Annotated in this window: 10 protein-coding genes and 2 pseudogenes; 6 read left to right on the top strand and 6 right to left on the bottom strand. The window is 49.2% G+C overall.

Annotation, left to right across the window (positions count from 1 at the left end; genetic code table 11):
- Position 1: 1 nt before the first annotated feature.
- Positions 2–793, bottom strand: coding sequence for a cyclase family protein (locus QZ280_RS11255; protein ID WP_293444151.1), 792 nt, complete (start codon positions 791–793; stop codon positions 2–4).
- A 112-nt stretch (positions 794–905) separates the two neighbouring features.
- Between QZ280_RS11255 and QZ280_RS11250 the strand changes: the two genes are divergently transcribed.
- From QZ280_RS11250 to QZ280_RS11225, 6 genes are all read left to right on the top strand, one after another.
- Positions 906–2,474 carry an NAD(P)/FAD-dependent oxidoreductase gene (locus QZ280_RS11250; protein WP_293444148.1) on the top strand — a complete coding sequence of 523 codons (1,569 nt, stop codon included), beginning with the start codon at positions 906–908 and terminating at the stop codon, positions 2,472–2,474.
- Between the two features lie 46 nt (positions 2,475–2,520).
- Positions 2,521–4,044 (top strand): ABC transporter substrate-binding protein, encoded by a 1,524-nt coding sequence (locus tag QZ280_RS11245; protein WP_293444145.1) that lies wholly within the window; start codon positions 2,521–2,523, stop codon positions 4,042–4,044.
- Positions 4,045–4,106: 62 nt separating this feature from the next.
- Entirely contained in the window at positions 4,107–5,117 is a 1,011-nt protein-coding gene (locus QZ280_RS11240) for an ABC transporter permease (protein ID WP_293444142.1), read from the top strand.
- A complete protein-coding gene (locus QZ280_RS11235) occupies positions 5,110–5,961 on the top strand; it encodes an ABC transporter permease (protein ID WP_293444139.1) in 852 nt (283 codons plus the stop codon). The genes QZ280_RS11240 and QZ280_RS11235 overlap by 8 nt, the downstream gene beginning before the upstream one ends.
- Positions 5,958–6,827, top strand: coding sequence for an ABC transporter ATP-binding protein (locus QZ280_RS11230; protein ID WP_293444136.1), 870 nt, complete (start codon positions 5,958–5,960; stop codon positions 6,825–6,827). The genes QZ280_RS11235 and QZ280_RS11230 overlap by 4 nt, the downstream gene beginning before the upstream one ends.
- Positions 6,824–7,618 (top strand): ATP-binding cassette domain-containing protein, encoded by a 795-nt coding sequence (locus tag QZ280_RS11225; RefSeq protein WP_293444133.1) that lies wholly within the window; start codon positions 6,824–6,826, stop codon positions 7,616–7,618. The genes QZ280_RS11230 and QZ280_RS11225 overlap by 4 nt, the downstream gene beginning before the upstream one ends.
- A 950-nt stretch (positions 7,619–8,568) precedes the next feature.
- Here QZ280_RS11225 and QZ280_RS11220 read toward each other — a convergent pair.
- From QZ280_RS11220 to QZ280_RS11200, 5 genes and pseudogenes are all read right to left on the bottom strand, one after another.
- Entirely contained in the window at positions 8,569–8,667 is a 99-nt protein-coding gene (locus tag QZ280_RS11220; RefSeq protein WP_293445156.1) for a hypothetical protein, read from the bottom strand.
- A gap of 945 nt (positions 8,668–9,612) precedes the next feature.
- Entirely contained in the window at positions 9,613–10,050 is a 438-nt protein-coding gene (locus tag QZ280_RS11215) for a hypothetical protein (protein ID WP_293444130.1), read from the bottom strand.
- 167 nt (positions 10,051–10,217) lie between these two features.
- Positions 10,218–12,749: an ATP-binding protein gene (locus QZ280_RS11210; RefSeq protein WP_293444127.1), complete on the bottom strand. Its 2,532-nt coding sequence runs from the start codon at positions 12,747–12,749 to the stop codon at positions 10,218–10,220.
- Between the two features lie 317 nt (positions 12,750–13,066).
- Positions 13,067–13,731 (bottom strand): annotated as a pseudogene (locus QZ280_RS11205) (IS5 family transposase).
- A gap of 112 nt (positions 13,732–13,843) precedes the next feature.
- A pseudogene (locus QZ280_RS11200) lies at positions 13,844–14,121 on the bottom strand (hypothetical protein); the annotation flags it as partial.

Raw genomic sequence — 14,121 nt, 5'->3', positions numbered from 1 at the left:
CTTAGCCCTTCGGCACAAGCGCCAAAGCGCGGATGGGAGAGCCGGTGCCATTCTTGATCTTCAAAGGTGCCGCAATCAGGATCGCGCCCTTGGGTGGCAATTTCGACAGGTTAGTCAGCGATGCCAAACCAAAACAATTGTCCCGGTGCAGCAGGTTGTGCGCAGGGTACGGCGGCTCCATCCCGCCAGCCTGACCCGCATCGGTGCCGATACACTGCGTGCCCCACCCAACGATTTTCTTGTGCAACAGATACTCAATGCAATCCGGCGTCGGCCCCGGCGAATGTGGCCCCGTATCATCTGCATTCAGGAACTTAGCCTCATCATCCACCCGACTGTCCCAATCCGTGCGCATGACAACCCATTCGCCAGCACCAATCTCGCCATGCTCCGCTTCCCACGCTTTCACACCATCAGCCGTCAGCAAGAAATCCTCATTCGCCGCCGTTTCAGCCGAACAATCAATCACATTCACCGGGGCGACCAAACGCTGCACATCCAGATTGTCGGTGTACCCGTCGGCGTGGTCCTTGCCCGTGATCCAATGGTGTGGCGCGTCGAAGTGCGTGCCGGAATGTTCGCCCAGCACCATCCAGTTCCACGCAAAAAACGGCCCGTCATTGTCGTACTCAGAGATCTTGTGAATTTCGACCTTGGGCGTCGCCTTGGCAAAATCCGGCGGCAGTTGGATGATCGGCGTTTCCGGCCCCAAAACCCCGGTGCAATCCACCACTTCTACCCCACCAGAAGCCAGCATCGCGCCAAGGCCACTTACAACATCTGTTGCACTCATGTCGTTCTCTCCCTGAAGTCCGCGGTATGGTTCGCGGTTAAGTTAATGAAACAATGCTAGACAAGACTAAATGCATTTGCAATTATCTTATCTTAGAAATGGACATAGTTGAATGACCACCAATCCAGACGCCGTCATCATCGGAGCGGGGCATAACTCATTGGCCTGCGCCTGCCATCTTGCGGCGCGCGGATGGAAGGTGATTGTCTATGAACAGAACGCCACTGTCGGAGGGGGAGTAAAAACGGGGGAATACACTCTGCCCGGCTTCCGCCACGACTGGGCCGCGATGAACTTGTCGCTGTTTGCCGGCTCAGCTTTTTACACACAACACGCTGCTGAATTGGCGGGCCACGGATTGAGTTTTTCGCCATCGGCGAATCCCTTTGCATCGGTTTTTCCGGATGGCCGCTGGTTGGGCATTTCCAACGATCCCGCACTCACAACGGCACGTGTACGCAGCTTTTCTGACGCCGACGCAAAGGCGTGGAAAGACCTGACCGTCAATTTCCCATCAGAAGCCGAGGCGATCCTCTCTATCCTCGGCTCCCCCATGAATTTATTTGCATTTTCATCCTTAGGCTGGAAGACATGGCGGAAGCGCGGCAGCGGCGGGACCCTTGACCTTGCACGGTTTTTGATGACGTCTCCGCGTGTTTGGCTCGACCAGACGTTTGAAAGCGACCACGTCAAAGCCACCCTCGCCGCATGGGGCATGCACCTTGATTTTGCCCCCGACGTCGCAGGCGGCGCGGTGTTCCCATACCTAGAGGCTATGGCAGGCCAAGCTTTTGGCTTGGTGCTGGGCGCGGGCGGTGCGGATACGATGACCACGGCCATGGTTAAAATGATTGAATCGCGCGGCGGTGCGGTCCATTGCAACTCCAACGTGATCGGCATTAACCACGCCGCTGGTCGCGCGTTTGGCATCATCCTCGACGATGGTATGCTGGTGGATGCTAACAAAGCCGTCATCGCCAATGTTTCCCCCTCTGCCCTGTTGAAACTGACGAACGGGTCCGGCGACCAACGCCATGATACTTCAATGCGGAAATTCCAGCACGCCCCCGGCACGATGATGATCCACCTGGCCATGGACGCCTTGCCCGACTGGTCCGCGCCTGAATTGAAACGCTTCGCCTATGTTCACCTCGCCCCGTCGATGGACCAGATGGCGCGCACCTATACCCAAGCCAAAGCGGGTCTTTTACCTGATGAACCGGTGATTGTCTGCGGGCAACCGACCGTAGTCGACCCCTCCCGCGCGCCTGATGGTAAGCACATTCTCTGGCTGCAAGTCCGCATGGCCCCCAGCCAGATCAAAGGCGACGCCAAGGGCGAAATCACCGCGACCAACTGGAGCGATGCCGCTGAACCCTTCGCCAATCGCGCCCTTGACATCATTGAGCGCTACGCCCCCGGCACGCGTGCCAAAATCCTCGGCCAGCACACCGTCACGCCTGAAATGCTGGAGGCCGATAATCCCAACCTCATCGGCGGCGATCAGGTCTGCGGCAGCCACCATCTACACCAGCATTTCATGAACCGTCCCGCGCGCGGATACGCGGATGGGACCACACCGATCAGAAACCTGTATCACACCGGCGCCGCTGTCTGGCCCGGTGGCGGCACAGGGGCAGGGCCCGGCACCCTGCTTGCCAAAAAGCTTGCCGGAAATTGAACGCTTAACTGATAAGAAAAACAGACACGAGTAAGGGAGAACTCACATGAAACTATCCAGAAGAAGCCTTCTTAAAACCTCCGTGGCAGCAGCGGCATTTGCAACCGTTGGCCTGCCCGCATTCGCGAATATTGACGAATTGGTCATCGCCTATAACGTCAACCTGCCCAGCTGGGATCCGACCGTTGGCTTGTCAGCGGTAAACCCTACAATCCAAGGGTTCTACCAGTCGGTGTTTGACCTCTACATCCCACAAAACCCTGATCTGTCCTTCGGCTCCGGCATTATTACAAATTATGGCTGGAACGACGACAATTCCGCCATTTGGATGGACGTCCGCGAAGGTGTAACGTGGCACAACGGCGATCCGCTGACTGCAGAAGATGTCGCATGGTCGCTGGCCCGCGTCGCCAACCCGGACACAGGCTCCCCCATCCAATTCATCTGGGGCAAAATCACCAACATCAAAGCCAACGGCAACCGCGTCACCGCAGATATGCCTGAGTTTGAGCCGACATTCTTCAAATGGATGTCCTTCCTCACCGGCTATGTCATGCCCAAGAAATACTACGAGAAAGTGGGCGCGGAAGGTTTTGAGGCTGCCCCCATCGGTACCGGCCCCTACATGGTCGAGAAATTCGAACGCAACGCCTTTGTCCGCCTGAAAGCCAACGAAAACTACTGGGGCGGCGCACCAGAATTCAAAACCGTAACAATCAAATTCGTGACTGACGCGGCAAGCCGTGTGGCCGAGGTGGAATCGGGCAATTCCCACGTTACGCTTGAGATTCCTTACGAGGAATTCGACCGCCTGAAAGCCAAAGACGGGCTGGACGGCACGGCATCGCCCATCTCAGATATCGGCATGATTTTCCTGAATGACATCGAAGTCATGACCGATCCCAACGTGCGCATGGCTGCGGCCCATGCTATTGACAAGCAACTAATCGTGGACCGCTTGCTGTCTGGTTACGGCGTGCCCATCGATACGCTGCAAACGCCCGATTACATCGCCTACGACGACAGCATCACCGTTGAGTTTAACCCAGAGAAGTCTAAAGAGCTGCTCGCCGCGTCTGGCTATGGCCCTGATAATCCCGTCAAATTCAAAATCCAAACTACCAAGGGCTTCAAACCTAAGGACTTTGAAATGGTGCAGGCCATCGTCGGCCTGTGGCGCCGTGTCGGGATCGAGGCGGAAATCGAAGTCTACGAAATTGCCAAACATTTTGAGCTGCGCGCTGCCGATCAACTTGCACCTGCCGCCTTCTACAACTGGGGCAATTCGGTTGGTGATCCGACAACCTCCACCGGGTTCGCGATGTTCGGCCCCTCCCCTCACTCCGTCTGGGATGGCGAGGAACGGTTCAATTCGATCCTCCCCCTCTGGGGCGAAGCGGATGAGGACAAACGCATCGCAGGCTGGAAAGAAGTTGACCGCCAAATCGCTGAAAACGCGGAAGTAATTCCCCTTCTGCAATACGTCCAGCCGATCCTGCACGCCTCTGGTGTGCAGGTGACGCCTCATCGCTCCGGCGCGCTTTTGCCACACCTGATGACGCGGGCGTAACACGACCTTCCTGTAACTAGACGGGGCTGTCATGGCCCCATCTTTTTTTAACTGGCCCTCCCATGACCCTACTGCGCATCATCCTGATCCGTCTGCTGACTACGGCCATCACGCTTTTTGGCGTGGCGATAATTGTGTTTGTGGTGATCCGTGTGGTGCCGGGTAACCCAATCGCGATGATGCTGCCCCCCGGTGCCACCGACGCCGATATCGCCCGATTACAAGCGCAATACGGGTTCGATAAATCGATCTTTCAGCAGTTTGTCATCTGGCTGGGCAACGTGACGCAGGGCGATTTTGGTACCTCCATTTCCCTGCGCCAACCAGTATCTGACTTGGTGCTGGGCCGCCTGCCCGCCACTTTAGAACTGTCAATCATCGCCCTCACCATCGCGGTGATCATAGGCGGCACCATGGCCCTGCTTGGCACCCGGTTTCGCGACACCAAAGGCGAAGCAGCGGTGGATGTCAGCGCGGGCATGGCCCTGTCGATCCCTGATTTCCTGTGGGGGCTGGTGTTAATCTTACTTTTTGGGGTGTTCTGGCCGATTTTTCACATCTCTGGCCGTGTATCCCCCTCAATAAACATTGATTTCACAACCAATTTCTTCCTATTTGAGGCATTAATGCGGTTGCGTTTCGACGTCATCGCCGACCTGATCGGTCATATGTTCATGCCCGCCTTGGCACTTGCAATCCCGCTTGCTGCGATCATCGCACAGCTTTTAAAACAGTCTTTAAAGGAGACGATGCACCTTGATTATGTCACCCTCGCCCGCACCAAAGGCTACGGTGAAAACCACGTTATCGCGCGGGAGGCCCTGCCTAACGCGATCCTGCCCACGCTGACATTGGTCGGCGTACAATTTACCTTTCTGATCGGCGGCACGGTGATCATCGAGCGGCTGTTCAGTTATGAAGGCCTCGGCAATATGGCCATCGACGCCGTGATCAATCGCGATTTGCCGCTGATCCAAGGCATCGTGATCCTGTTTGCGCTGCTCTTTACTATCGTTAATCTAGTCGTCGACATGCTGTATGTCGTGCTGAACCCAAAGCTGCGCCATGCGTGATCTGCGCGGTGACGTAAAACGCACCTTAGGACTGCGCCTGTGGCTCTCCGGTGGGTGGTTGACAATTTTGGCCCTCGCCGCCCTCTGCGCGCCTCTGCTCGCGCCTAAAGACCCGCTGATGCAAGACTTATTCCTGGGCCGCATGCCGCCCTTTTGGATGGACGGTGCTGAACCCGGATACCTGTTGGGCACTGATTCTCTGGGCCGCGACGTGCTCTCCCGCATTCTCTATGGCGCGCGATTGGCCCTGATCGTCGCTCTGGTCGCGGGCACGTTAACCTGCTTCGTTGGCGCAACACTTGGCTTGATCGCGGGCTATTACCGCGGTTGGCCCGACCGGATCATCAGCCGTTTTGTCGACATTTGGATGGCCTTTCCCCCTGTCCTTTTCGCCATTTTGTTGATCGCCGTCATGGGAACAGGCCTGTTGTCGATCATCATCGCCATCGTCATCATCGACTGGACCCGTTTCGCCCGCGTTATCCGTGCTGAAGCGATGACACAGGGTGCAATGGACTACGTCGCCAGCGCGCAAGTGTCCGGTCAGACGCGGTTCAGCACCATGCTGACCGAAATTCTGCCAAACGTCCTGCCAACAATCGTCGTTCTGCTGACGCTGGAAATGGGCATCGCCGTCATTGTTGAGGCGATCTTGAGCTTCGTAAACCTGTCCATCTCAACCGATAGCCCGACATGGGGCGGTATGATCTCTGAAGGGCGCACATCGGTGCATCAGGCATGGTGGGTTTTGGTGTTCCCGTTGATCACGCTTTTCCTCACCGTGCTCAGTTTTTCCCAGTTGGGCGAAGGGCTCAAAGACCGCTTCGATCCGGTACTGAGATGAACGGGTATCTGTCCATTCGTAACCTCACGGTACGGCTGAAAGGAGGCGGGACAATCTTGCGCGATGTGTCGTTGAATGTCGCAGCGGGCCAGGTGCACGGGTTGATGGGCGAATCTGGTGCGGGTAAATCTATGATTGGCAAGGCCGTGTTGGGCACCCTGCCCCGCGCGTTGGACATAACCTCAGGTCAGATCTGGCTGGACGGGGTTGACCTGCAAACCCTGCCGCCCGCTGAACGCCGCAACCGTATTGGCGCATTGGCCGCCCTGATCCCGCAAGACCCGCTGACGGCGCTGAACCCGTCGCGGCGGATTGGACCACAGATCACCCGACGTTTGGTCGACATCCTAGGATGGAAGCGCCAAGACGCTGCAAAGCGCGCGCTGGAATTGCTAAACGAAGTGCACATCCCCGACGCCCCACGCGTCATGCGCAGCTATCCGCACGAACTGTCAGGCGGCATGCGCCAACGTATTTTGATCGCATCGGCGTTTGCAGCAGAACCTAAATTGATCATCGCGGATGAACCAACAACTGCGTTGGATGTGACCGTGCAAAAGCAGATCTTGCACCTGATCAGCGAGATGCAGGCACGTCATGATACCGCCCTTTTGTTCGTGACCCATGACCTTGGCGTCATGTCAAAGGTCTGTGACACTCTGTCTGTACTTTATGCCGGGAAAGTGGTGGAAGAAGCGAACATGCCGCGGTTCTTTATGCGCCCCATCCACCCCTATTCCGCCGCGCTACTTGCCGCGACGCCAACCTACACCGATCCCACAAGCAGCCTGACCCCTGTGCCACAAACTGTGGTTGATCAAGTTGAGCGTGAAGTTATGGAACACGACCTGAGGACTGCATCATGATGTACAAGGTGCGTGATCTGAAATTATCTTTGCCGGACATGGCCCATAAGCCATTAATCGGCGCAACGCCCCGCATAGAGATCCTCAAAGGTCTGAGCTTTGACGTGCCGAAAGGCGCTGTTTTGGGCATCGTCGGCGGCTCTGGATCAGGGAAATCCACATTGGGTCGCGCAATGTTGCGGTTGTTAGCGCCCACAGGCGGCAGCATCTGTTTCGATGGCACCGACATTACCCACCTCAGCGAGGACCAGCTGCGCGGGATGCGTCAGCGGTTTCAGATGATCTTTCAAGATCCGATGTCATCGCTCAATCCGCGACGGCGCGTGGGGGGCATCATTGCGGCCCCACTGCAGGTTCAGAGGCTGGATGGCATACCCACCCGCATTGATGAAGCGCTGGATATGGTTGGTTTGCCGCGTGAATTTGCACAGCGATACCCCCATGAATTGTCTGGCGGGCAGCGTCAACGGGTGGGGATTGCCCGTGCCATTGCGCTGCGGCCTGATTTCATTCTGGCCGATGAGATTGTGTCGGGACTGGATGTGTCGTCGCAGGCGCAAGTACTCAATCTGTTGGGAAAATTGGTACGCGATCTCGGGCTAACATTGGCGTTTATCAGTCACGACCTATCAGTGATAAGACGTCTCTGTGACCGGGTATTGGTGCTGCATCTTGGGGAAATCGTAGAAGAAGGTGCGACAGTGTCGTTGTTTGAAGCACCACAAGCCCCCTACACGCGGGAGCTACTGTCTGCGATCCCTCTGCCCGATCCGCACCAGACCTGGGATTGAATTACCTGTGCGCAATTTGGTTAATTTAATTTTTATCAATGCAGTGGCTTGGCCCACGCCATCTAATCTACGCTTAGCCAACAAAGATTTCTCGTAGTCCCCCTAACTGTGCCAGTTTTGTTACCTATGGCCGGAGATCGCATGACAGGGTTTCAGATCGTTTGTGGGCAAGTGAATCTCTTGAATATTGAGTTCTATTAAATTGTAATGTCCTTATTTGAAAATGTGCCTAATGGCGCGGTCAGCAGCATTGTAGGTTTGCCGTTTGCCGCCGAAGCGCAACTTCTAAGACCAGCTCTTCGAACCACTGGGTCTAACGTAGATATGAAGGCCAGTTCCCGAGCTGTGATAATAACGCCCTGCCTCAAGTCGTGAATTTAAATATTGTATCGTAAGCTTCTTTGCCATTAGCCTCCACACCCGCCCCCACAAAAATCTTGGAACACATTAATACTGTGAGGAAGGCATAAGCAAATTGAAACCATAAAATATGCATAATTTTATGGTTATTTGCGCTAATTGAAGCTACTGGAATTATAGATATACGGACTGTCGCTCCGCCACTTAGTCTGGATTTGATTTTATTGTTTAATTCAGAAACTTGTGTCGGCGTTAAAACATACAACCACCCACGCCAGTCAACGAAAAATACCTTCCATCAGTGGCATATCCAGCATCTACTACCCCTCATCGGACTCTCACATGATAACCAAAGGCGCATGTAGCTTTGTGTTCATAGGTTAAGCCTTAAGACGCCAGGAGAACGTAAGTCTTGGCCAGTACCGCCAATGGTATGACTGCGAGAAACACTTAGTTGGAACGGTTGTTCTTCTCGGTGTGGGCCAACAACTGTAAACCCCACCAGACGACCCGAGACGTCTTATCAATTTCCGACTAACAGCTCCCAGCCATATAGGACACAAGGAGCTTGCCCTCATTGTGCTTGAGGCTCATGCGGGCGGCGGGGCCATAGTAGTTGAGGTTGCCGTCAGCACCATGTCGCCAGCCACGAGGCCTTCAATTGGGCGCTCGCCTTGATCGGTCTTGATCAGAGTACCGGAGGTGAAGCATATTAAACGGGCATCACCCGGTGTAAGATCGCCATTGTAACGATCGTTTCCATAGTCCCATTAAACGCTTTGCTGACCTGGCTCAAGTATCCTTCAATCAAGTGAATCATCGGAAGTAGCACCGACTGTTGCTGTGATTGGCGCAATATCCACGCTGCTATAAAAATCAACTACGCCCCCGCAGGGAGATATATCGGTTAAGGTAAGGCCAGACCCTTCGTCACCATCGGACGGTACGGTTATAATTCCAACGGGAATGTGAAATTTATCCAACTTGGGTCATCTGGATCAGGCATAACAGAAACTGTTGTTGCAAACTCTAAATCACCTAAGGTTGCGACTTACTAAATAGATCAAGCGTCAACTGAAAACGTCATACTCTCGACAAACACATATTTTGAATAAGCTATTTTATAAAAAGTTATCAATTAATAATATAAATTTTTTGTAATTTTTTTCTTATCTTTATGGATTATAAAAACCCAGAAAAGTGAAATAATGAACAAAGGCCTAGTGACATTAAATACTGAAATATATGGCCTGTCAGTTAAGTGCATGAACGAAGAAAATAGTACTGCATTGTCAATTGCACTGTTAATCATGTAGACCATCATGGTTAGACAGACATACTTAAACCCCAAATTAAAATAAGCTGAAATATTTAAAGATATCAAAAGCAGGAATATTAGCGAAGCCCTGGAGTTTAAGACTGATAAAAATCCTGTTTCAAGAAAATTATTATTGATCCCCAGTACAAGGTTACCTTTTACCATAAAGAACAATGCAATAAGTATAAGAGCGTATAAATTTATAAAACTTAATGTTAGTCGAAAAGTAAAGGATTGAACCACATAATTCTTGTCATTTGAAAATTCATCTGAAGCAGTCCCCAGTATGGTAGATAATTCAAGATCATTTATATTTTTATTTTTCATAATATAAACCCACCGGCACAGGACGAAATGTGAGTTCGATGCTCATCCAAAGTAGACAAGTAATCATAATTGGACGAAATGATTCAATCAGAGGGATCAAACCGCTATCTGGGTATTGAATAACATCTGTCAAAACAAAAACATCATCAATATATATAGCGACTGCCAATGCAGTTAATGCAACAGTTAAGTACTTTGCATATTTAAAAAATCTAAATAAAATTACAGGATATACCGATAAAACCATTGCCACAATTCCAAGGCGAACAGTCGCAAGTTTCATAGTAATAATAATCTGATCAACATTATTGAGTTCAACATTTAGTTCAGGGATTGTTAAATATGTATACAATTTAGAAAAATAAAAAGCATAGGTGATACTCATTGACAGCCAGAAAAATTTAGAAAGTTCCAAATAATGAGACATCGCTCTTATCCCGATTAATATTAAAGTTTCTAATACATTATTTTAGAACATTATCCTTACAATGTACACAAAAAATATATAATTAATTACTATGATTACGATTTCAGAAGGAATTACTCCATACAAAATGTCGCAATCTATAAAAAATATCAACTACATCAGCGCACCTACTTTATTATCAAGGAAACATAATTGCTCAACATATCCTCTGATTGTTTCGCGATACTTTTAAGAACTAGAATGCGATCAATTAAATTATTGATGGCATTATTGTCAGCGTCAATTTCTAATGAAGTAAGTTGTTTTTCTAACAATTCTTGCCCCAACATAGCTGAGGCACCTTTCAACTTATGAGCAGCCGCTGCTAATGCTTTATAATCTTGTTCAAATGTACCCTGATTACATTGTTTAATAAACATTTCGACCTCTTCGAAAAATATCCAAATAACTCCCAAAGCTTTATCGATGCCAAGAGTTTCGAATAATTCCTTGAGAACTGGTGAGAGCTCACCAATAGGTTCAAATGAAGAAACTGAGGCAAAATTTGAAATAATCTCTCGTAAAGCAGCTAAACGGATTGGCTTTGTAAAATAACAATTCATTCCAGCTTGTTCTGCGTCTACCCCAAACTCATCACTACTGTGCGCTGTTAGTCCAACAATATAAGTTTTTGAATTTAATCCTCCATCCAAACGAATTATTTTTGCAGCTTCTATGCCATTCATAATTGGCATGTTAATATCCATAAAAATGATATCAAATATTCGGTTTTTAGCTTGATCTAAGGATTCCATACCATCGCATGCTCTACTCACCGTATGGCCCATTCCTTCAAGCATATCACAAAGAACTTCCATGTTCGTAATACTATCCTCGACAACAAGAACGTAAAGGTTTTTGGATACTTCCATAAGAGTATTTGTTACGTTAGTTTTGACAACATCAGTCTTAGCAACAGGTATCAGAGGTAAACTCAATATAAATTTAGCACCTTTATTAATGTCACTTTCCACAAAAATATCACCGCCCATTTTACGTGCAATTTTGCGAGAAATAGAGAGCCCCAATCCATCACCCCGCGTTTGACGCGCATCACCGGAGGAAATGGCGACAAAATCATCAAAAATCCTTTCATGGTTTATTGGTGCAATTCCCACGCCAGTATCAATTATATTAAATTTTAAATCGGAAAAACCTGATCCCTGAATAAAGTTAATTAAAATTTTGATACTTCCCGTTTCCGTAAATTTGATAGAATTACCCACTAGGTTTGTTAGAACCTGTCTAATCCGATGTCTGTCGCCCATAAAATAGGTATTGATATTTTTATTAATTTGAAACTCTAATTTTATCCCTTTTTCATTTGCTAGTGGCTTGAGTACATCAACCAAAGATCTAACTAAATCATCCAAATCAAATTCTTGAGGGGATAATCTAAGAGCTCCGTCTTCAATTCGCGTAATATCTAGAGCTTCATTGATGTGTTCTAACAAAATCTCACTAGAACTTGTTGCAATCTGAACATAATGATCCTGCTTTGTTGTGAGCTTGGTAGCTTTAAGCAAGTCCATTACGCCAACAATTCCAGCCAAAGGTGTACGCATTTCATGACTCATGACTGCTAGAAATTGTGACTTTGCTTTGTCTGTGCGTTCAGCACGATCACGCGCTTCAATTAATTTTTTTTCAGCAATCTTTCGATCACTGATATCACGAATATACGCCATGAAGATCGCATCATTATTTCGTTCAACATACGTCATATTTAATTCAGTGGGGAACTCTTCACCATTTTTTCTCCAAGCTGTTAACTCAACTCGAACACCCTCAATATCAGTTGCCTTTTTTTGCTCCAGTGATTGATCCGCTGCATTTTTATAGGCATCCCTCAAACCTTTACGGAAGAAAAGTTCTTCCATGGTCCTCCCAATGATCTCCTCTCGAGACCACCCAAAGACACCCTGAGCCGAGGTATTGTATTCAATAATTCTACTGAAACCGTCTGCTATGATAATAGCATCCATTGAGCCAGCCACGGTTAATGCTAATTGTTTCGAGGAGGCAGTAAGTTCATAAGTACGCTTAATCGCAGACCTCAGCATTCGATCTAATAAAAACAATAAGCCAGCAAGCATCATTAATAAAAAAACAAAACCGCCGGCGGTCCAAATAAGTTGCCTTGAAAAATTTAATCTTTGCTCTTGCGATTGACTAAATGCTAAACGCCATACTAGAAGTGAAATTTTACTAATTTTAGGCCTGATTTTCGTTACCACGTTACGCAAAAACAGAAGATCGTTTCTTGATATTTCATCTAGCTTGTCCAAATTCGAAATTTTTTCATCAACGAACTGAACGATGGGCTTCATTAAAATCCGAACTTTTTCATTATATCCTGAAATTATCTGCGATTGGTTGCCTTCAAGCTCTAAAAGTTTATTTAAGAGAGTATCTATTTTCAATAAAATCTCTTCTTTTAATAAATTATTATTATTTGTTTCTTTAAGTAAAGTTATCTCTAAGTCTGCTAATTGAGCATTAACCTGGAAGTAATCCTGCGATGTAAAGATCGTATCTTCTATAATTAATGAATTCTGATATTCAGAAACTAATTTACTTATCATCAGCCCAAGTAATATGGCCAGCAAGCATAGGGCTACCAATATTAAATTTCTATACCCCCTTAATTCAACGTTCATTTGCATACTTTAACTTATATAAAAATGTGAAAAAAACTCCTATTGGCCTAGTAGAATTGGATTTGTAAAGAGGCAAAGAGCTCTGTACTATGCAGAAGATTTCAAAGTTTTTGGCAGCTGAAAAATTCATACGTTATGATCGTCCACAAATTTGCTTTATCATAAGATATCCTAGACCAAAGTATGACGTTATGAGTTATTGGTATAGTATTATATACTGAAGTATAGGTATGAGGATAATTTGCATTTTTTCTATTAATGATGGCTTTGTTGCACAAAACGGGTTTTGAGCGGACTTTCCCTTTTCCCGGACGGACTTATCCTACAGGCTCTGTGACTGGTATGCCAAGAGCGGTTGAGCACCGCGATCGGGACTTGTAGCTCGGCAACCTGCTGGTTGAAGTCTCGGGCCATGAGGCTTGGGCCGAGGAGTTTGACGCAGTGCAGCTTCTTTTCTGCGCGGCTTCGGCCGTGATAGCCGGTCAGTTTTCGCCACAGTGCCCGCCCAAGATATTTGCACGCTCTCACAGCTTTGTTTCGCGCGATGGCGCCCGCCGTCGTTGGCTTCCAAAGCTGCGCATTCTTGCGCGGAGGGATGATAGCTGCGACTCCCCGAGCGGCAATCACGTTGTGGCATCTGCGCGTGTCATAAGCCCCATCAGCGGTGACCGTGGCGATCGCTTGATCCGGTGGGATTTGTTCCAGCAGGTCGGGCAGCATAAGCGCATCGCCGATATTGCTTGTGGTCACGCAAACCGCGCGGATCTCCAATTTTTCCTCGTCCATGCCGAGATGAAGCTCGCGCCACAGGCCCTTTCTTTGGCCCGTCATGCTTGCGCGCGTTCCACTCTCCTTCACCCTCGGCCTTGATCCCGGTGGCATCGATCAGCAGGTGGAGAGGTCCCGATCCGCGCTGCTTCAGCGCCGTGTTGTACGAAGGCCAGTTCCAGGTCTTGTACTTCGTAGGGGACCAACTGCTCATGCTCGTCAGCTGTCACGCTGGATTCACACAGGGAACCCATCACCCAATTTGTGCAACAAAGCCACACCTTGCCCAAATTCTGCTTCCAGCAGACCAGGGTCTCCCACCGGGACTAGCGACGGAAACGGCGAATTAGACTGGGCGCAGCTGCGTAGCCTAAAAACAACAGCAATCCAAAAGCCAATACCGCTAAAAATGAATTCCAGTTTTGGTTCCATAGCAGGACCCCCACGATCGGCGGTGCAATGACCAAAGGAGCCAGAACCAGCGTTGTCAGCGGGTTTGAAATTTGGCGCCGATCTTGACCTAATACACAAATTTCGATTCCACGCATCATTATTTGATGAACATGTAACCGATCCGGTGCCGAAACATCCGCATTCCTGCGCA

The sequence above is a fragment of the Planktotalea sp. genome (assembly GCF_018607995.1).
Classification (GTDB): Bacteria; Pseudomonadota; Alphaproteobacteria; order Rhodobacterales; family Rhodobacteraceae; genus Planktotalea.
This window is presented reverse-complemented; position numbering and strand designations above follow the sequence as displayed.